The 19,282-nt window shown below is 71.2% G+C and carries 19 protein-coding genes and 1 tRNA gene; 9 read left to right on the top strand and 11 right to left on the bottom strand.

Features of this window, described 5'->3' with window-relative positions; all coding sequences use genetic code 11:
* The first annotated feature begins 199 nt into the window (after positions 1–199).
* The 7 genes from EJC51_RS24410 to EJC51_RS24380 all read left to right on the top strand — a co-directional run bounded on the left by EJC51_RS24410 (position 200) and on the right by EJC51_RS24380 (position 4,852).
* Positions 200–1,174 carry an ABC transporter ATP-binding protein gene (locus tag EJC51_RS24410; protein WP_126277115.1) on the top strand — a complete coding sequence of 325 codons (975 nt, stop codon included), beginning with the start codon at positions 200–202 and terminating at the stop codon, positions 1,172–1,174.
* On the top strand, positions 1,164–2,072 hold the full coding sequence (locus EJC51_RS24405; protein WP_126273031.1) for an ABC transporter permease subunit: 909 nt from the start codon (positions 1,164–1,166) through the stop codon (positions 2,070–2,072). Before EJC51_RS24410 ends, EJC51_RS24405 begins: the two co-directional genes overlap by 11 nt.
* Positions 2,069–2,980, top strand: a complete 912-nt coding sequence (locus tag EJC51_RS24400; RefSeq protein WP_126273030.1) for an ABC transporter ATP-binding protein — start codon at positions 2,069–2,071, stop codon at positions 2,978–2,980. The genes EJC51_RS24405 and EJC51_RS24400 overlap by 4 nt, the downstream gene beginning before the upstream one ends.
* A gap of 10 nt (positions 2,981–2,990) precedes the next feature.
* The gene (locus EJC51_RS24395; protein WP_079307463.1) at positions 2,991–3,710 is read left to right on the top strand and encodes an ABC transporter permease subunit; all 720 of its coding nucleotides are present in this window, start codon (positions 2,991–2,993) and stop codon (positions 3,708–3,710) included.
* Positions 3,711–3,835: 125 nt separating this feature from the next.
* Positions 3,836–4,069: an SGM_3592 family protein gene (locus tag EJC51_RS24390; RefSeq protein ID WP_126273029.1), complete on the top strand. Its 234-nt coding sequence runs from the start codon at positions 3,836–3,838 to the stop codon at positions 4,067–4,069.
* 262 nt (positions 4,070–4,331) lie between these two features.
* Positions 4,332–4,416: transfer RNA gene (locus EJC51_RS24385), tRNA-Ser, on the top strand.
* 25 nt (positions 4,417–4,441) lie between these two features.
* Entirely contained in the window at positions 4,442–4,852 is a 411-nt protein-coding gene (locus tag EJC51_RS24380) for a hypothetical protein (protein WP_126273028.1), read from the top strand.
* Here EJC51_RS24380 and EJC51_RS24375 read toward each other — a convergent pair.
* The 9 genes from EJC51_RS24375 to EJC51_RS24335 all read right to left on the bottom strand — a co-directional run bounded on the left by EJC51_RS24375 (position 4,849) and on the right by EJC51_RS24335 (position 14,702).
* Entirely contained in the window at positions 4,849–5,673 is an 825-nt protein-coding gene (locus EJC51_RS24375) for an HAD family hydrolase (protein WP_126273027.1), read from the bottom strand. The genes EJC51_RS24380 and EJC51_RS24375 overlap by 4 nt on opposite strands.
* Entirely contained in the window at positions 5,670–6,947 is a 1,278-nt protein-coding gene (gene serS / locus EJC51_RS24370; protein ID WP_126273026.1) for a serine--tRNA ligase, read from the bottom strand. The genes EJC51_RS24375 and serS overlap by 4 nt, the downstream gene beginning before the upstream one ends.
* Positions 6,948–7,531: 584 nt before the next feature.
* Entirely contained in the window at positions 7,532–8,464 is a 933-nt protein-coding gene (gene pheA, locus EJC51_RS24365) for a prephenate dehydratase (protein WP_126273025.1), read from the bottom strand.
* Positions 8,465–8,571: 107 nt separating this feature from the next.
* Positions 8,572–9,861 carry an iron uptake transporter deferrochelatase/peroxidase subunit gene (gene efeB, locus EJC51_RS24360; protein WP_126273024.1) on the bottom strand — a complete coding sequence of 430 codons (1,290 nt, stop codon included), beginning with the start codon at positions 9,859–9,861 and terminating at the stop codon, positions 8,572–8,574.
* A 6-nt stretch (positions 9,862–9,867) separates the two neighbouring features.
* Entirely contained in the window at positions 9,868–11,790 is a 1,923-nt protein-coding gene (locus EJC51_RS24355) for a copper resistance CopC/CopD family protein (protein WP_126273023.1), read from the bottom strand.
* Positions 11,791–11,804: 14 nt separating this feature from the next.
* The gene (locus EJC51_RS24350; protein WP_126273022.1) at positions 11,805–12,254 is read right to left on the bottom strand and encodes a copper chaperone PCu(A)C; all 450 of its coding nucleotides are present in this window, start codon (positions 12,252–12,254) and stop codon (positions 11,805–11,807) included.
* On the bottom strand, positions 12,251–12,904 hold the full coding sequence (locus tag EJC51_RS24345; RefSeq protein ID WP_126273021.1) for an SCO family protein: 654 nt from the start codon (positions 12,902–12,904) through the stop codon (positions 12,251–12,253). Before EJC51_RS24345 ends, EJC51_RS24350 begins: the two co-directional genes overlap by 4 nt.
* 92 nt (positions 12,905–12,996) lie before the next feature.
* The gene (locus EJC51_RS24340) at positions 12,997–13,743 is read right to left on the bottom strand and encodes a YcnI family copper-binding membrane protein (RefSeq protein WP_126273020.1); all 747 of its coding nucleotides are present in this window, start codon (positions 13,741–13,743) and stop codon (positions 12,997–12,999) included.
* Between the two features lie 146 nt (positions 13,744–13,889).
* Positions 13,890–14,702 carry a hypothetical protein gene (locus EJC51_RS24335; protein WP_126273019.1) on the bottom strand — a complete coding sequence of 271 codons (813 nt, stop codon included), beginning with the start codon at positions 14,700–14,702 and terminating at the stop codon, positions 13,890–13,892.
* A gap of 232 nt (positions 14,703–14,934) precedes the next feature.
* Here EJC51_RS24335 and EJC51_RS24325 point away from each other — a divergent pair, with 232 nt between their 5' ends.
* Both EJC51_RS24325 and EJC51_RS24320 read left to right on the top strand, forming a co-directional pair.
* Positions 14,935–15,384 carry an ATP-binding protein gene (locus EJC51_RS24325; RefSeq protein ID WP_126273017.1) on the top strand — a complete coding sequence of 150 codons (450 nt, stop codon included), beginning with the start codon at positions 14,935–14,937 and terminating at the stop codon, positions 15,382–15,384.
* Positions 15,385–15,558: 174 nt separating this feature from the next.
* Entirely contained in the window at positions 15,559–16,422 is an 864-nt protein-coding gene (locus EJC51_RS24320) for a triphosphoribosyl-dephospho-CoA synthase (RefSeq protein WP_126273016.1), read from the top strand.
* Between the two features lie 37 nt (positions 16,423–16,459).
* Here EJC51_RS24320 and EJC51_RS24315 read toward each other — a convergent pair whose 3' ends face one another.
* Together EJC51_RS24315 and pdxR are read right to left on the bottom strand one after the other, a co-directional pair.
* The gene (locus EJC51_RS24315; RefSeq protein ID WP_126273015.1) at positions 16,460–17,782 is read right to left on the bottom strand and encodes an MFS transporter; all 1,323 of its coding nucleotides are present in this window, start codon (positions 17,780–17,782) and stop codon (positions 16,460–16,462) included.
* Between the two features lie 55 nt (positions 17,783–17,837).
* Positions 17,838–19,190 (bottom strand): MocR-like pyridoxine biosynthesis transcription factor PdxR, encoded by a 1,353-nt coding sequence (gene pdxR / locus EJC51_RS24310; RefSeq protein ID WP_126273014.1) that lies wholly within the window; start codon positions 19,188–19,190, stop codon positions 17,838–17,840.
* Positions 19,191–19,282 lie beyond the last annotated feature (92 nt).

Raw genomic sequence — 19,282 nt, 5'->3', positions numbered from 1 at the left:
ATGTGACAGTTGTTAGAGGCTGCGTCAATAGGCCGGGTCGGCCTGTGGAAAACCCTCGCCCGGGCTCCGCCGCGCGACCCCTCCGTAGCTCTCAGGCATGGCATCCCCTACGGGCCCGTACGTCTGGAGGCTGACCCGAAGACAGCTCTGCGGTGTGACGCCCGCAGTGGCGCGGGTCACTACTGTCGAAGACGTGACTGTGATCGCGACCGAAAGCCTGAGCAAGCGGTTCCCCCGGGTGACCGCGCTTGACCGGCTCTCCGTGGACGTCGGACCCGGTGTGACGGGACTCGTCGGAGCCAACGGAGCCGGCAAGTCCACACTGATCAAGATCCTGCTGGGTCTGTCCCCCGCCACCGAGGGCCGCGCCGAGGTGCTCGGCCTCGACGTCGCCACCAAGGGCGGCGCCATCCGCGAGCGCGTCGGATACATGCCGGAGCACGACTGCCTGCCGCCCGACGTCTCGGCCACCGAGTTCGTCGTCCACATGGCGCGCATGTCCGGCCTGCCGCCCGCCGCCGCGCGCGAGCGCACCGCGGACACCCTGCGCCACGTCGGGCTGTACGAGGAGCGCTACCGCCCCATCGGCGGCTACTCGACCGGCATGAAGCAGCGCGTGAAGCTCGCCCAGGCCCTCGTCCACGACCCCCAGCTGGTCTTCCTGGACGAGCCGACCAACGGCCTCGACCCGGTCGGCCGCGACGAGATGCTCGCCCTCATCCGGCGCATCCACACCGACTTCGGCATCTCGGTCCTGGTCACCTCCCACCTCCTGGGCGAACTGGAGCGCACCTGCGACCACGTGGTCGTCGTCGACGGCGGCAAGCTCCTGCGCTCCAGCTCCACCACCGACTTCACCCAGACCACCACCACCCTCGCGATCGAGGTCACCGACACCGACGAGCACCCGGACGGCACCCGCGCGGTCCGCGAAGCGCTCCACGCGCGCGGGGTGAGCGTCGAGGCGGGCAGCGGCCTGCCCGGCGCCGGCCACATCCTGCTGCTCACCGCGCAGGGCGAGGAGACGTACGACGTTGTCCGGGACGTCGTCGCCGACCTCGGCCTCGGCCTGATCCGCATGGAACAGCGCCGCCACCACATCTCGGAGGTCTTCACGGACGACCGGGAGACCGAGGAACAGCAGCGGAAGGAGGCCGTCGGCCATGGCAGCTGAACACCCGGTCGCCACCCCCGCGGGCGACCAGACCCGCATCCACAACATCGGCTACCGCGCCTACGACGGCCCCCGCCTCGGCCGCTCCTACGCGACCCGGTCCCTGTACTCGCAGTCCCTGCGCGGCGCCTACGGCCTCGGCCGCTCGGTCAAGTCCAAGGTGCTGCCGATGCTGCTGTTCGTCGTGATGTGCGTCCCGGCGCTCATCATGGTGGCCGTCGCGGTCGCCACCAAGGCCAACGACCTGCCGGTCGACTACACGCGCTACGCGATCATCATGCAGTCCGTGATCTGCCTGTACGTCGCCTCGCAGGCCCCCCAGTCCGTCTCCCGCGACCTGCGCTTCAAGACCGTGCCGCTGTACTTCTCGCGGCCCATCGAGACCGCCGACTACGTCCGCGCCAAGTACGCGGCGCTGGCCTCGGCGATGTTCATCCTGACCGCGGCTCCCCTGCTCGTCCTCTACGTGGGCGCGCTGCTGGCCAAGCTCGACTTCACCGACCAGACCAAGGGATTCGCACAGGGACTCGTCTCCGTGGCACTGCTCTCGCTGCTGTTCGCCGGCATCGGCCTGGTCATCGCGGCGGTCACCCCCAGGCGCGGCTTCGGCATCGCGGCCGTCATCGCCGTCTTCACCATCTCCTACGGCGCCGTCACCACCCTCCAGGCCATCGCCGACACCCAGGGCAGCACCTCCGCCATCCCGTGGATGGGTCTCTTCTCGCCGGTCACCCTCATCGACGGCGTGCAGTCCGCCTTCCTCGGCGCGACCCCGTCGCTCCCGGGCGGGCACGGGCCTTCGACCGGCCAAGGCGTGGTGTACGTCCTCGTCGTCCTCGGCCTGATCGCCGCCAGTTACGGCCTCATGATGCGCCGCTACAAGAAGGTGGGACTGTGACCACGCTCTCCATCGACCACGTCTCGCGCTGGTTCGGCAACGTGGTCGCCGTCAACGACGTCACCATGACGATCGGCCCCGGCGTCACCGGCCTCCTCGGCCCCAACGGCGCCGGAAAGTCCACGCTCATCAACATGATGGGCGGCTTCCTCGCCCCCTCCACCGGCACCGTCACCCTCGACGGCCGGCCCACCTGGCGCAACGAGGCCATCTACAAGCACATCGGCATCGTCCCCGAGCGCGAGGCGATGTACGACTTCCTCACCGGCCGCGAATTCGTCGTCGCCAACGCCGAGTTGCACGGCCTGGGCGCCAAGGCCGCCCAGAAGGCGCTGGCCACGGTCGAGATGGAGTACGCGCAGGACCGCAAGATCCAGACGTACTCCAAGGGCATGCGCCAGCGCGTGAAGATGGCGTCCGCCCTGGTCCACGACCCGTCCCTGCTGCTCCTGGACGAGCCCTTCAACGGCATGGACCCGCGCCAGCGCATGCAGCTCATGGACCTGCTGCGCCGCATGGGCGACGAGGGCCGCACGGTCCTGTTCTCGTCCCACATCCTCGAAGAGGTCGAGCAACTCGCCTGGCACATCGAGGTCGTGGTCGCCGGACGGCACGCGGCCAGCGGCGACTTCCGCAAGATCCGCCGCCTGATGACCGACCGCCCGCACCGCTACCTGGTGCGCTCCAGTGACGACCGCGCCCTCGCGGCCGCGCTGATCGCCGACCCGTCGACGTCCGGCATCGAAGTCGACCTGGCGGAGGGCGCGTTGCGCATCCAGGCCGTCGACTTCGGCCGTTTCACCGCCCTGTTGCCGAAGGTCGCCCGCGACCACGGCATCCGGCTGCTGACGGTCTCGCCGTCCGACGAGTCCCTCGAGTCCGTGTTCTCTTACCTGGTCGCGGCGTAGGAGGCCGAAGATGTACGACCCCACAGTCGCCCGACTCACCTACCGGGCCCTGCTCGGCCGGCGCAGGGCCCTCATCCTGGGCGCCCTGCCCCTGCTGCTCATCGTGATCTCGGTGATCGTGCGCGCCCTGGTCGGCGCCGACGACCAGACCGCGTCCGACCTGCTCGGCGGCCTCGCCCTCGCCACCATGGTGCCGATCATCGGCGTCATCGCCGGCACCGGCGCGATCGGCCCGGAGATCGACGACGGCTCGGTGGTGTACCTGCTGTCCAAGCCGATCAAACGGCCCACGATCATCTTCACCAAGCTGATCGTCGCGATCGCGGTCACCATGGTCTTCTCAGCCCTGCCGACCCTGGTCGCAGGCCTCATCCTCAACGGCAACGGCCAGCAGATCGCCGTCGCCTACACGGTCGCCGCGCTGGTCTCCTCCATCGCCTACGCCGCGCTCTTCCTGCTCCTGGGCACCGTGTCCCGGCACGCGGTCGTCTTCGGCCTCGTCTACGCCCTCGTCTGGGAAGCCCTGTTCGGCTCCCTGGTCTCGGGTGCGCGCACCCTCAGCGTCCAGCAGTGGTCGCTGGCGGTGGCCCACAAGGTCGCCGGCGGAGACCTGGTCACCTCGGACGTGGGCATCGTCACCGCGACGGTCCTGCTGGTCGCGGTGACCGTGCTGGCCACCTGGTACGCCGGGCAGAAGCTGCGGACGCTGACGCTGGCGGGCGAGGAGTAGGCGACGCGGAGTCGGCACCGCGGGAGCAGACGCCGTGGGAGATAGACGCCGCCCTTATTGACAGGGGCTTCACCCCTGCCTCGGCACACTGGATCGACGGGGATGCACTGCTAGGAGGAACGGGGATGGCGGACGCGCACCACGACGAACGGGACCGGTCCGGGGACGACACCTGGGACGGTCTCGTCCTGGACGAGGACTTCATACGTTCCGCGGAGACCTCGGAGCCGTCCGCCCGGGCCCGCATGCTCGCCGCCCGCTGGCGCGACGAGGCCCCCGAGCCGCAGCCCTGGCGCTCCGACGAGCCGCCGGCGGGGTGGTTCTTCAGCAAGGGGCGGCGTCGCAGGTGGCGACGGTAGGCGAACAGACGGCCGATTAAATCAGTGGCGGCCAACTCGGCGTACAGGCACGATGGTTGTGTTCATGCCGCCGGGTCCCACCGGCGCCACCGACCGGGGAGGTGTTCGACGATGTCCATGCACGGCAGTCCGTCGAGCACCCTTCAGGGCAGTCCGCGGAGGACTCCGGTGTAGTTACCCCACCGTCGAGTCCACCGCACCGGAACTGCCCGGGGCGGCCGCTTCGAGCACGCGACGTCGCTCTCGCGTGGGCCGCCCACCCGGAGGATTGGCCGAGAGGCAAGGCACCGGCTTGCTAAGCCGAGGTCGGGGGAAACTCCGCGCACGTTCGATCCGTGCATCCTCCGCAAGACACGAATAGGTTCAGGCGCCATGACGAAAGTGGCGGAATCGGCTGAACCCATCTACTACATCGACCGCTCGGACATCCGTGAAGGCAGACTCGCCGAGGTCAGGGACGGCATGCGAGACCTCGCCGACTTCGTCGAGGCCCGCGAGCCGCAGCTGATCGCCTACCGCTTCTACGTCGACGAGTCCGGGTCCACGATGACGACGGTCGCCGTCCACCCCGACCCGGCCTCGCTGGAGCTCCACATGGAGCTCGGCGGACCGAAGTTCCGCGCGTTCCGCGAGCTCATCCGCATGAACTCCATCGACGTCTACGGCCGACCGAGCCCGGCGGCGGCGGAGCAGCTGCGCCACAAGGCCGAGATGCTGGGCGGCGGCACCGTCACCTTCCACGCCCTGCAAGCAGGCTTCAGCCGCTTCACCAGGGGCTCCTAGCCCAGCAACCGCTCCAGCACCACCGCGATCCCGTCCTCCTCGTTGGAGGACGTCACCTCGTCGGCCACCGCCTTGAGCTCCTCGTGCGCGTTGGCCATCGCCACGCCCCGAGCCGCCCACCCGAACATGGGAATGTCATTGGGCATGTCACCGAAGGCGATCGTCTCCGCGGCCTTCAGACCGAGCCGACGCGCCGCCAGCGACAGCCCCGTCGCCTTCGACAGCCCCAGCGGCAGCAGCTCCACGATGCCCGCGCCCGCCATGGCGACGTTCACGAACCCGCCCGCGGCCTGCCGCGCGGCCTCCGCCAGCTCGTCGTCGGACAGCTCCGGATGCTGTATGTAGATCTTGTTCAGCGGCGCGGTCCACAGATCGGCCGCGTCGGTGAAGGGGGTGGCCGGCAGATCGCCGGTGAGCGCGTAGCCCTGCCCGACCAGCACCTCCCCGTCCAGCCCGTCCCGGCTGGCCGCCAGGTACAGCGGACCGACCTCCGCCTCGATCTTCGCGAGCGCGACCCCGGCCAGCTGCCGGTCCAGCGTCACGGACGTCAGCAGCCGGTGCGCCCCGGCGTCGTACACCTGCGCGCCCTGCCCGCACACCGCGAGGCCCTCGTAGCCGAGGTCGTCGAGGATGTGCCGGGTCCAGGGAACCGCGCGGCCGGTCACCACGATGTGCGCGGCACCGGCCGCCGTGGCCGCGGCGAGCGCGGCACGGGTGCGGTCCGAGACCGACTCGTCGGAGCGCAGCAGCGTGCCGTCGAGGTCGGTCGCGATCAGCCGGTACGGGAAGCCCCCGGCCGCGGTCGAAGTCGCGTCGCTCACTTGGCGACCGGCTCCAGCACCTCACGGCCGCCCAGGTACGGGCGCAGCACCGCGGGGACGTGGACGGAGCCGTCGGCCTGCTGGTGGTTCTCCAGGATCGCCACGATCGTGCGCGGTACGGCGCACAGCGTGCCGTTGAGCGTGGCCAGCGGCTGGACCTTCTTGCCGTCGCGCATGCGGACGGCGAGGCGGCGGGCCTGGAAGCTGTCGCAGTTGGACGCCGAGGTCAGCTCGCGGTACTTGCCCTGGGTCGGGATCCACGCCTCGCAGTCGTACTTACGGGACGCGGAGGCGCCCAGGTCGCCCGAGGCGACGTCGATGACCTGGAACGGCAGCTCCAGGCCGGTCAGCCACTGCTTCTCCCAGTCCAGGAGCCGCTTGTGCTCGTTCTCGGCGTCTTCGGGGGCGACGTACGAGAACATCTCGACCTTGTCGAACTGGTGCACGCGGAAGATGCCCCGGGTGTCCTTGCCGTAGGTGCCGGCCTCGCGGCGGAAGCACGGCGAGAAGCCGGCGTAGCGCATCGGCAGCTGGTCGGCCTCCAGGATCTCGTCCATGTGGTACGCGGCGAGCGGGACCTCGGAGGTGCCGACCAGGTAGTAGTCGTCCTTCTCCAGGTGGTACACGTTCTCCGCGGCCTGGCCGAGGAAGCCGGTGCCCTCCATCGCGCGCGGGCGGACCAGCGCGGGGGTGAGCATCGGGACGAAGCCGGCCTCGGTGGCCTGGGCGATCGCCGCGTTGACGAGCGCCAGCTCCAGGAGGGCGCCGACGCCGGTCAGGTAGTAGAAGCGCGAGCCGGAGACCTTGGCGCCGCGCTCGACGTCGATGGCGCCCAGGGCCTCGCCGAGCTCCAGGTGGTCCTTGGGCTCGAAGCCCTCGGCACCGAAGTCGCGGATGGTGCCGTGCGTCTCCAGGACGACGAAGTCCTCCTCGCCGCCGACGGGCACGTCGGGATGGACGAGGTTGCCGAGCTGGAGGGCGAGGCGCTTGGTCTCCTCGTCGGCCTCGTGCTGCTCGGCGTCGGCCGCCTTGACGTCGGCGGCCAGCTGGCTCGCCTTCTTCAGCAGCTCGGCCTTCTCGTCCCCGGAGGCCTTGGGAATGAGCTTGCCGAGCGACTTCTGCTCGGAACGCAGCTCGTCGAAGCGGACGCCGGACGACCTGCGCCGCTCGTCGGCGGACAGGAGAGCGTCGACGAGCGCGACGTCCTCTCCACGGGCGCGCTGCGACGCGCGCACTCGGTCGGGGTCCTCACGGAGCAGGCGAAGGTCAATCACGCGCTCAAGGCTACCGGTGCCGGGTGAGCGCCCACGACTCGCTATTCCGCACCAACCCCTTACATACCGTTATGGGTGAATTGCCCTATGTAGGGGGGCGTGTCAATAAAAGGCGTCTCACTCCCTGAAACGAAGCAGGAGGTTAACGGCGGGTTGACTCGATTCCCTTGTGCGGAACGGGACTTGAGGGCGGCTTCGTCCACAGGAATCCACAGCGCCGCAGAGTTATCCACAGGGTGTGCGAAAGATCTGTGGACTTCGGAAGTGATCATTCCTAATCGGCTCCCACGGGCTGAGAATTCCCGATCCAAACGCCCTTCACGCCCACTTTCGGGTGGAAAAGGGTCGCCCCAAAGGATTGATCAATGGAAACGGGTGGACGAAGAGTGACCTGTGGGGCTGTGGACGAAGTTGGGCACTGTAGGCCGATTTGTCGACTAGGTGGCGCTTCCGTGTCGACTTGTCCCCAGGTCGAGATGACGGCCTGTGGATAACTCCTGTGGATAACGAAAATATGCAGGTAGGGATGGACGTAAACGCTCCCCGAACACCCAGGAAACGCGCCGGAAACCCGGCTCGGTGCCCTAGAAGCGTCCGTCCTGGCAGCGCGCCACCCAGTCCGACGCCGCCACGAACTCGTCGTCCGAGGTCCCGCGCAGCGGCGGCCGCACCTCGTCCTCGGTCGCGTCCGCGCGCGGGTACGAGCCGAGGAACCGCACCTCCAGGCAGATCCGCTTCAGCCCCATCAGCGCCTCGGCGACCCGGCGGTCGGAGATGTGGCCTTCGGCGTCGATGCAGAAGCAGTAGTTGCCGATGCCGGCGCCGGTGGGCCGGGACTGGAGCAGCATCAGGTTGATGCCGCGGGTGGCGAACTCGCCGAGCAGGTCGCGCAGGCCGCCGGGATGGTCGTCGCGCTGCCACAGCACGACGGAGGTCTTGTCGGCGCCGGTCGGGGCGGCGGGCCGGGCGGGGCGGCCGACCAGTACGAACCGGGTCTGCGCGTTCTCCGCGTCGTGGATGCCGGTCTCCAGGGCTTCCAAGCCGTACAGGGCCGCGGCGAACTCACCGGCGAAGGCGGCGTCGTACTGTCCCTCCTGGACGAGCCGTGCGGCGTCCGCGTTGGAGGCGGCGGACTCCCAGTGGGCGTCCGGGAGGTTCTTCTTCAGCCAGTTGCGGACCTGCGGCTGGGCGGCCGGGTGCGCGGAGACGGTCTTGATCTCCGAGAGCTTCGTACCGGGACGGACCAGCAGCGCGAAGGTGATCGACAGCAGCACCTCGCGGTAGATCATCAGCGGCGCGCCCGCGACCAGCTCGTCGAGGGTGGTGGTGATGCCGCCCTCGACGGAGTTCTCGATCGGCACGAACGCGGCCTCGGCCTCGCCGCCGCGCACCGCGTCCAGGGCGGACTGCACGGACACGTACGGGATCAGCTCCCGGGTGGCCGCCTCCGGAAGCGTGCGCAGGGCGGCTTCGGTGAAGGTGCCCTCGGGTCCGAGGTACGCATAGCTGGCTGGCATGACCTCACCCTAATGGGCCTTGCGGAACGCCGGGTGCTCGTCCCTTCACAGGCCCTCCGCGGAGTGAACCGGCGTGACCGAACGCCGCCGACGCCGTTGGCGCGCGCTCAGCCCTCCAACAGCCCCTGCCCCACGTAGTCCCCCTCCGCCGCCCCGCCCGGCACCGCGAACAGGCCGCTGGACTCGTGGCGGATGTACCGCGACAGCGCGTCCCCGCGGTCGAGCTTGCGCTGGACGGGGACGAAGCCGCGCAGGGGGTCGGCCTGCCAGCAGACGAAGAGGAGGCCCGCGTCCGGGACGCCGTCCGTGTCGATGCCGTCGTGGAAGGACCAGGGGCGGCGGAGCATCGCCGCGCCGCCGTTCTGGTCGGGCCGGGTGATTCTGGCGTGGGCGTTGAGGGGGACCACCAGATCGCCCTTGGCGTCGGTCTTCTCCAGGTCCATCGCGGTCGTCTCGGATCCGCCGGTCAGCGGTGCCCCGTCCGCCTTGCGGCGCCCGATGACCTGTTCCTGTGCCTTCACCGTGAGCTGCTCCCAGTCGTCGAGGAGCATGCGGATACGGCGTACGACGGCGTAGGAGCCGTTGGCCATCCATGCGGGGTCCCCGGGGGAGGGGACGAAGATCCGTCGGTCGAAGTCGGATTCCGTCGGCTTGGGATTGCGGGTGCCGTCGATCTGGCCCATCAGGTTGCGGGCCGTCATGGGGTGGGCGGTGGCGCCCGGCGAGCGGTTGAAGCCGTTCATCTGCCAGCGGACCTTCGCCGCGCCGCCCGCGTCCTTCTGGATCGCGCGCAGGGCGTGGAAGGCGACCAGGGCGTCGTCGGCGCCGATCTGCACCCACAGGTCGCCGTTGCTGCGCGCCTTGTCGATCCGGTCGGAGGAGAAGTCGGGCAGCGGGTCGAGGGCGAGCGGCCGCTGTTTCTCCAGTCCGGTCCGGGCGAAGAAGCTGTGTCCGAAGCCGAAGGTGATCGTCAGTGAGGACGGGCCGGCGTCGCGGGCGACGTCCGTGTCGTCGCTTGTCATGGTCTCGCCCGCCATCAGCCGCCGTGCCGTCTCCGACCAGCGGCGCAGCAGTGCGGCCGCTCCCTTGCGGCCCGCGCCCGCCGCCAGGTCGAAGGCGACGAGGTGGCCGCGGGCCTGGAGGCCCTGGAGGATGCCGGGCTGGTGTTTCCCGTGAAACATCACCTCTTCGGAGCCGAGCGAGGTCAGCGGGGTGGCCTCGGCGGGCCGGGCGGCGTATCCCACGGCTCCGCCGGCCGCGCCGAGGACGAGCCCGGTGGCGCCGGCCGTGCCGAGCAGGCGGCGTCGCGAAAGGCCCTCCTTGGGGGCGCTTTCGGAAACGCCGTCATTAACTGCCTTCTCGGGCGTCCGCGTCTGCGGAAGGGACTGGTCAGCCACGGTGGTTCAGCCGATCTGCGCGTTCTTGGAGACGGTGGTCTGGTCGATGTCGGAGGTCCGCACGGTCACGGCGATCTTCCAGTCGCCGGCCATGGGGAGCTGCACACCGGCGGCGGACCAGTGGCCGGTGGTGATGCGGTCGGGGGTGACGGGCAGTGGCCCGATGTTCTTGGCCTCCAGGGTGAAGGACACCTTCACCTCGGGGACGTCGAAGGCCCGGCCGTTGGGCCGCTCCACGTAGACGTGCATCTCGTTGGCGCCCACGCGCGCGGGGTTGAGGTCGACCCGGACGACGCCCTTGCCGTCCTCGCCACCGGTGTCGAAGGGCATGTCCAGGGTGACCGCGGCGGACGAGTCGGCGGAGGAGGACGAGGAGGAGGCGGACGAGGACGTGGCTGCCTTGGCCTCTTGTTCGGTGCGCCCGGGCTCGGTCTGGGTGAGCACGGTGGTGACGGCGAGCAGGACCACGGCGACGCCCGCCTCGGCGAGCACCGAGCGGCGCAGCCCGAACCGGTCGGGGTCGGCGTCCCGTTGCCGCTTGCGCCGGGCGGCGTCGACGGCGGCTTGCTGCCGGGCGAGCTGGGCGGCGCGTGCGGAATCGGCGCCGGCCGCCTTGGCCCCGACGTGCTCCTTCTCCCGTACGGCGGACCCTACGGCGGTCCCCTCCGCGTCAGCCTCTTCGGACTTCTCGGTGGTCAGTACTCCCGCGTCCCCCATTCGTGCCGTCCACCGTCGCGAGATCCAGGCGATGCCGACGAGCAGGGCCACGAGTCCGATCTTGACGAGCAGCAGCTGGCCGTATCTGGTCTCGGTGAAGGCGGACCAGGAGCCGAGCTGCCGCCACGACTGGTAGATGCCGGTCGCGACGAGGGTGAGGACGCTGCCGAAGGCGAGCGTGGAGAAGCGGCTCACGGCGGAGCGCTCGATGGGCGTGTCCGCGCGGTAGAGGGTGACGAGGAGGGTGCACAGGCCGCCCAGCCAGGCCGCGACGGCCAGCAGGTGGATCACGTCGACCGGCATCGCGATGCCGGTCTGGAGGCCGGTGGAGGCGTGCTCGGCCATGGCCCAGCTCGCGGCGAGCCCGGCGGCGACGACGGTGCCGCCGATGGCGAGCCCGAAGGTGAGGTCGCGCTTCTCCTCGTCCTCGCGTTTGTCGTAGGCGCCGAAGAGCACGGCGATGAACAGTGCCGCCGCGGCGAGCAGCAGCAGTCGGGAGACGAGCGCGGCGCCGGTCTTGGTCTGCAGGACCTGGCCGAGCAGGTTCAGGTCGAAGATGTCGCCGACGGAGCCGGTGCTGGTGTAGGAGCCGCGCAGGAGCAGCAGCAGGAGCGTGGCGGCGGTGAGCGCGAGCCATCCGGAGACGACGGTGCGCTGTACGGCCCGTACTCCGGAGCCGCGCTGCCAGCAGGCGAGGACGAAGGCGGCGCCGCCGATCATGACGGCGAAGCCGGCGTAGGAGACGTAGCGGCCGAAGCCGTAGAGCCAGCCGACGACCCCGCCTCCGGCGGTCTGGTCGGAGACCGAGACGCTGGTCCGGGAGGGGGCGCCGATGGAGAAGGTGTAGGCCCCGGCGACGGGGTGGCTGTCCTCGGAGACGACCTGGTAGGTGACGGTGTACGTGCCGTCGGGCAGGCCGCTGTGGAGTTGTACGGCGTAGGTGGTGCCGCTGACGTTGGACGCCTTGCCCTGGTCGACGCGCTTGCCCTTGGGGTCGAGGACCCGCAGTGAGCCGTCGGACATGGCGACCTTCTCGGAGAAGGTGAGCGAGATCTGGTCCGGGGCCTTGTCGACCACCGTCCCCTGCTGGGGGTCGCTGCCGGTCAGCGTGGCGTGCGCGGAGGCCGGCCCGGCACCGGCGAGGAGCAGTCCGGTGGCTGCGAGGAGCAGCAGCACCAGGACCCGTACGCGGGGGGCGATGGTCTGCGTCAAGGTGGGTCCCTCCCTCAGTGACCGGTCTTGGGGGTGTACGTCGCGGACTTCACCGGCATCTCGACGGTGACCGGATCGGAGTCGGCGAAGTGCAGTTCGACGGTGACGGTCTGGCCCTGCTTCGGCTGGTGCTTCAGCTTCTCGAACATCAGATGGGTGCCGCCGCTTTTGAACACGAGTTGACCGTGTGCGGGTACGTCGAGGCGCTTGGCCTCCTGCATGGCGGCGTCGACCGTCTCGTGCATGGTGACCTCGCCGAGGTCGCTGGTGACGGACGTCAGCTCGTCGTTCGTACCGCCCTTGTTGGTGACGGTGAGGAAGCCGGCGGCCATCGTGTCGGAGACCGGCTGCGGCATGTAGGCGCCGGAGACGGACAGGTCGGCCGCGTCGTCGTCGGAGGAGCCGCAGCCCGCGAGCAGCAGGGTCCCGGTCAGTGCGACGCCGAGGAGCGCGGTGCGCCTCACGGAGTCGCTCCCTTGACGAGCTTGGGGAGGTCCTTGATGTAGTCGTCGACGGTGGCGTCCTCGGTGTAGAGGACGTATCCGCCGTCGGTCTTCGGGGAGAAGGCGACGACCTGGGTGCCGTGCGTGGAGACGATCTTGCCGTTCTTGTCCTTGTGCGGTGCCTCGATGGTGATGCCGAGGGTGCGGGCGCCGGCCTGGATGGTGGGGAAGTCGCCCGTGAGGCCGACGACCTGGGGGTCGATGCCCTTGAGCCACTTGCCGAGTGCCTTCGGGGTGTCCCGGTCGGGGTCGGTGGTGACGAAGACGACCCGCAGCTCGTCCTGCTGGGCCTTGGGCAGCTTGCTCTTGGCCACGGCGATGTTGCTCATGGTCGTCGGGCAGACGTCGGGGCAGTTGGTGTAGCCGAAGTAGATCAGCGTCGGCCGGCCCTTGGTCTGCTCGCGCAGGTCGTACTTCTTGCCGTTGGTGTCCGTGAGGACGAGGTCCGGCTTCTCGAACGGCTTGTCGAGGACGATGGCGGCCTTGGTGTTGGCGGAGTCCTCGGAGACCACGGAGACGGGCGAGCCGGTGTCGTCACCGCTGCCGCAGGCGGTCAGGGTCAGGGAGGCGGCGGCGAGCAGGGCGGCCGCGGCGAACGTCTTCTTGCGCATAGAGAAATGTCCCAGATGTGATGGCTCCGGCGTGCACCGGGGGCGGTACGGGCGGCCGTACCGCCTCCGATGCGGCGCGCGGACGGTCGGACTCAGGCGTCGGCGCCCGTGCGCCTGCGCCCGGCGAGCACGCCGTAGGCGACGCCCAGGGCGCCGACGACGATGCCGACGACACCGAGCACCCGGGCGGTGGTGTCACTGCTGTCGGCGGGGGCGGCGGTCTCGGCGGCGGTGTTCTCGGCCGCCTTGGAGTCGTCGGAGGCCTTCTCGGCGTCCGCCGAGCCGTGCGAGTGGCCGTCCTCGGTGGCCTCGGACAGCGTCAGCACGGGCGCCGGGTTCTCGGGCTCCTCCTGGCCGTCCTGCTGGACCTCGATCCAGCGGACGACCTCCTTGTTGGAGTACGTCTGGATGGCCTTGAAGGTCAGTTCGTCGGCGTCCTCGGGGAGGGCGCCGACGGAGACCGGGAACTTCTGGAAGAAGCCCGGCTGGATGCCCTTGCCGGTGGCGGTCCAGGTGATCTTGGAGACGGCCTGGTCGATCTTCTCGCCGTGCATCTCGATGGGCTTGTCGAGCTTGGCCTTGGTGACCTTGACGTCCCAGCCGTCGATCGGCTCCGGCATCGCGGAGGCGAGCGGGTGGTCGGTCGGGAAGGTGACCTCCAGCTTGGTGGTCGACGCCTTGTCGCGCTCGTTCGGCACCTTGAAGTCGACGACCGCGTAGCCGCCCTTGGCGGCGGCGCCCTCGGGCTGGACGCTGACGTGCGCGAACGCGGGGGAGGACAGGACGACGACGGCCGAGGCGGTGAGGGCGCCGACGGCGGCGACACGAGAGGTCTTCATGAAAAGGGGCACTCCACTTCGAGAGGTGATTCCGGTGATGAAGAGGGGTACGCGCGCGTGGAGGTGCCCGACGGCTGTCGGACACGGGCACGCGTACGGGGGCCGCACGACGGCGGCCTCCCCTTCCCGGGAAGTGGCGCGTCGTGTCAGGCGGCGAGTGCGAGAACGCCGGCGGCCGGCGGGCCGCGCCTGATCACCGTGTGCTGGAGTGCGGTGGTACGGGGGGTGGGTGGCGCGAGCAGCGCGGTGCGCGGCAGCGCCGGGCCGGTCAGCGGTGCGCCGGGCAGCCCGGCACGCAGGGCGCGGACCAGGGCGAGCGCCCCGCGCAGGGATCGTACGAGCGCCCCCTCGGCGACCCCGTGGGCCGACAGTTCGGCCAGCCGCAGCAGCGCCAGGTCGCCGTGGCGCAGCAGCCAGCCGGCGGCCAGGGCCGCGAGGACGTGACCGAGCAGCATCGGCAGGGAGGGCAGCAGCGGGACGGAGGAGCCGCCGGCCATGGCGTCCGCGGACATGTCCATGGACGCGTGCGTGTGGGTGCCCGGGTAGAGGCGGGCCTCGGTGAGGAGATGGGCCGCCTGGGCCGGGCTGATCGCCGCCGCGGTGGTCCCGCAGACCAGGCGCGCGGCCTGCTCCACGAGTGAGGTGTCGGACATGGAGGCCATCGACGGCTTGGCCGCGGCGGTGTGCTGGCCCAGCCCGAACAGCGTGTGCAGCACGACCTGTCCGGCCGTGAGCAGCGCCGCGATGCCCGGCAGTGACCGCACGCGCCCGGCGAGCGGCGCGGCCACCAGGGCGACCCCGAGGAATCCCGCGCCGAGGGTCCACAGCGGGACCGTGGCGCAGGAGGCGAGGGTGTGCCCGCCCGCGGCCAGCACGACGCAGACCGCGGCGAACACCGCGGCCCGCAGGACCCGGAGGCCGGTTCCGGTGCGCGCCGTGCGTGGGTGGGGGGCAGTCATGGCGGGCTCATCATCGCACTGGCTTTACGGCCGCCGTACGGCAGGTCCACAAGATGACGTACGAGTCGTACGACCGGAAGATCACCTTCTGGTGCGAACCCGCCCCACATACCCCATCCAACGCCCCCTACGCATCCCCCATATGGGCGGCATCACGTCGACAGTGTGCTTACACCCGGGCACGGGCGGCAATACGTAACGGTATGTCGAGCCGCGGCCGGGAGGCTGGAGCATGAGCATCTGGTGGTCACTCCATCTGCGGCGCGAGGCTGCGAGCGTTCCGCTCGCCCGGCGCCTGCTGCTCGGCACCATGGAGACCGCGGGCGTCGATCCCGACGTCTGCTACGACCTCTCGGTCGCCCTCAGCGAGGCCTGCGCCAACGCCGTCGAGCACGGCGGGGACACCGGGCAGGGCGGCACCTCCGAGGCGTACCGCGTCACCGCGTACCTGGACGGCGAGAAGTGCCGTATCGAGGTCGCCGACTCCGGCCCCGGTTTCCTCCGCTCCGCACCGGTCGTCCGCCGCGCGCCCGGCGAGGCGGAGCACGGCCGCGGCCTGTGTCTGATCCAGGAACTCGCCGACCACGTCCACATCGGCAACAAGCCGGGCCGGGGCGGTGCGGTGGTCAGCTTCGACAAGATCCTCAAGTGGAAGAAGGACGCTCCGCTCATGGCGGTCTAGGGCTGTGCCGGAGAGCGGTCTAGGGCTGTGCCGGAGAAGCGCGGCTTCCTCGGCATTCACAGTCCGTTCTCAGCCTCCTGAGAACCCCCTGACGGACAGCGCCCCTACCTTCCCGGTCATGACGGCTCCGAAAGCGCCACTGCCTGTGCCCCGGCGTCCTCGTAAGGTACGGCCATGAGCAGCCGCGAGGACGAAGCGCTGGCGCATGCCGCCGTGACCGCGCTGACCGGGCAACTGGCCCTGGCCCCCAAGCCCGGGCTGCCCGACCCGCGCGACCTGGACGCCCGCACCACGCGCGTGGACCACTGCGCTCTGCGCTGGTCGGCGAAGGCGCTCGTACCCGGCCTCGCCGCGATGGCCGCCGCGGCCCGCCGCACCGGCGAGCCGACTCCCGGGCTCCGTACGGAACTCGGCGCGATCGGCCGCTGCACCGAGCACTCGGTGGGCCTCGCCGGCGGCGGCCACCGGGGTGCCCTGTGGGCGCTCGGCCTGCTGGTCGCCGCGGCCGCCCTGAATCCGGGGACGACGGGCTGGGAGGTCGCCGCGACCGCCAAGCGCATCGCCCGGCATCCCGACAAGCGGGCCCCGCGGCGGCCGTCGCGCGGCTCGTCGGTGTCGGCGAAGTACGGTGCCGCCGGGGCGCGTGGCGAGGCGCGGGCCGGATTCCCGCACGTACGGCGGGCGTTGGACGCGCTCGCCGCCGCGCGCAAGGCCGGCGCCACGGAGGCGCAGGCCCGGCTGGACGCCCTGCTCACCGTGATGTCCACCCTCCAGGACACCGAACTCCTCTACACCGCGGGCCCGCTCGGCCTGCGCCACGTCCAGGCGGGCGCCCGCGGGGTCCTGGAAGCGGGCGGCACGTCCACGACGGCGGGCGCCACGGCCCTCGCCCGCTTCGACGAGGACCTGCGCACCCGCGCGTGGAGCCCCCGCGGCAGCGCGGGGCTGCTGGCGGGGGCGCTGTTCCTGGACTCGTTGCCGCTACGGGCCGGTGACTCGCTGCCGCTACAGGCCGGTTCGCCGGCCCGGACGGCCTGACACCGGGCGGCCGCTCGGACTCGCGCCGGGCGACCCGTCAGTTCACGAGCACCGGCCGCGGACCTGCCTGCGGCTCCGGGCCGCCGTCCGGCTGCTCGTCGGCCCCCAACTGCTCGTCGGCCCCCGGCTGCCGGTCGGCCTCCGGCCGGGAGGCGGCGCCCCCGCGGCCCGCCACTGGTCCCATGGCGTACGACGCCACGAGCGTCGCCCCTCCCAGCAGCAGCCACCCGGCGGTGCCCCACCCGAGCAGCAGCGTCGTCAGCACGAGCGGCCCCAGTGTCCGTGCCACCGTCACCCCGGTGCCGAAGAAGCCCTGGTACTCGCCGACCCGGTCGGCCGGCGCCAGGTCGAAGGAGAGCTGCCAGGACCCGGCGGACTGCCCCATCTCCGCGACGACCTGCAACACCGCCCCGACGACCAGCGCCCCGGCGGCCGGCCACGCCGAGCCGCCCGCCGAGAGCGCGAACACCCCGCACGCCGCCAGCATGACCCACCCCGACCGCCGCACCGCGCGCGTGGCCGACGCCGGCCCCGTGACCCCGCGTGCCATGCGCACCTGGAACAGCATCACGGCCCCGGTGTTGAGCACGAACAGCGCGGAGACCAGCCACGCCGGTGCGTCGGTCCGCTCGGCGATCCACAGCGGCAGCGCGAGGCTCAGCAGCGGCATCCGCAGCAGCAGAACGGTGTTGAGGAGCGTGACGGCGACATAGCGCCGGTCGCGCACGACACCGAGCCCGCCGTGCTGCCGCTTCCGCGAACCGGCACGAGGCGCCGGCGTCCGCGCCACCGAAGGCAGCCGCAGCAGCACCCCCGCACACACCGCGAAGCTCACCACGTCCAGCGCGAACACCCCGAGATACGCCCCCCGCGTCCCCGCCTGCAACGCCAGCCCGCCCAGCCCGGCCCCCACCGCCAGACCGGCGTTGAAAGCCGACTGCAGATGCGCCAGCAGCCCCGTCCGCTCCCCGGCGGGCACCAGCCCCGCCAGCAGCGTCTGCCGGGCCGCCGCCAGCCCCGACTGCGCGGCGGCGTAGACGCACGCGGCCATGACGAACGGCACGAACCCGCGCACGAACAGGAACGCCGCGACCGCGAGCCCCGCCACCACCGCCAGCAGCACCGCCGTCCCGCGCGCCCCGCGCCGGTCCGCGAGCCGCCCCAGCGGCACGCCCGCCACCGCCCCGAGGGCCCACGCGAGGGTCAGCCCGAGCCCCACGCGCGCGGGGGCGAGTCCGACGACGTACGTGAAGTAGAGCGCCGAGGTCACGAGGAAGGCGCCGTCACCGACGGCGTTGGTCAACTGGGCGACGGCGAGGACGCGTTGCGGACCCCTGGGCGGGACGAGTGAGTTCGTCATGTGACCGACGTTAGAAGCCGACTGGACCGACAGACAGGCCCAATCGACGCCCCTTTCAGTGGCCCAATCCGTCGAGCGCCTGCCCCAGCGCCTCCAGGGCCTGCGGGTAGACCCGCTCGCGAGGCGTCCCGTACCCGACGACCAGGCCCTGAGTCCGCCCTTCCCCGCCGTCCGGCGTGTGCCAGTGATCGCCCAGCCGCCCCACCGCGACCCCGGCCGCCTCCGCCCGCGCCAGGGCCTCCTTCTCGTCGGCGACCTCCACCAGCGCGTGCAGCCCGGCCGCGATCCCGCGCACCGCCCGCCGCGTCCCGAGCCGGTGCAGCAGCTGGTCCCGGCGCCGCCGGTACCGCAGCCGGCAGGCGCGCACATGACGGTCGTAGGCGTGACTGTCGATGAGCTCGGCGAGCGCCAACTGGCCGAGGGTCTCGGTGTGGTGGTCGCTGTGCAGCTTGGCGTCGGCGACCGCGTCGACCAGACGCGGCGGCAGCACCATCCACCCGAGCCGCAGCGCGGGCCCCAGGGTCTTCGACGCGGTGCCCAGATACACCACCTGACCGGGAGCCATCCCCTGGAGCGCCCCGACGGGCTGCCGGTCGTACCGGAACTCCCCGTCGTAGTCGTCCTCGACGATCAGTCCGCCACGCGCGCGTGCCCAGTCGGTGACCGCCCGCCGCCGCGAGGGATGGAGCGTCACCCCGGTCGGATACTGATGCGCCGGCGTCAGCACGACCGCCCGCGCATCCCCCAGCTCCCCCGCGCAGGCACCCTGCTCGTCCACCCGCACTGGCACGACCCGGCCACCGCCCCGGCGCACCACCTCCCGGTGGAAGGCCAGCCCGGGGTCCTCCATGGCGATCTCGCCCCCGTCGAGCACGCGCGTGAGCAGAGCGAGCCCCTGGACGTACCCCGAGGTGATCACGATCCGCTCCGGCGGCGCGACGACCCCGCGGGCCCGCCCCAGATATCCCGACAAGGCAGTTCGCAGCTCGATCCGCCCGCGTGGATCGCCGTAGTCGTACGCGAGCGAGGGTGCCGTGGCGATGGCCCGCCGCAAGGCTCGCAACCAGGCGGCGGCGGGAAAGGTCCCGACATCAGGACTCCCGGGCCGCAGATCAAAACGAGGCGCACGCGCGCGTGAGGCGACGCCCGGCACCTCCGTCTCGACAGCGGGCAGTGCGGCAACCTGCGTCCCCGACCCCTGCCGAGCGGTCAGATACCCCTCGGCGACCAGTTGGTCGTAGGCAGCCTTGACGGTCCCCCGAGACACCCCGAGCTCCTCGGCCAGCCGCCGGGTGGCAGGCAACCGGGCCCCGGGCGCGAGCCGCCCGTCCCGCACCGCATCGCGAAGGGCACGCTCAATCCCGTTACGCCGCCCTTCGGAAGCGATGAGCTCAACATGCAGGTCCACTGCAACCCCCTGCTTCTAGGGGCGCGGGGAACTGCGCGACCAGCCCCCACAACCCGCAGACCGCAACAAAAGGCCGGGCACCCCACTGGTAC

This window comes from Streptomyces aquilus, from assembly GCF_003955715.1.
In the GTDB taxonomy this organism is placed as follows: Bacteria; Actinomycetota; Actinomycetes; order Streptomycetales; family Streptomycetaceae; genus Streptomyces; species Streptomyces aquilus.
The sequence above is the reverse complement of the archived record's forward strand: the minus strand, read 5'-3'. Positions and strand labels throughout refer to the sequence as shown.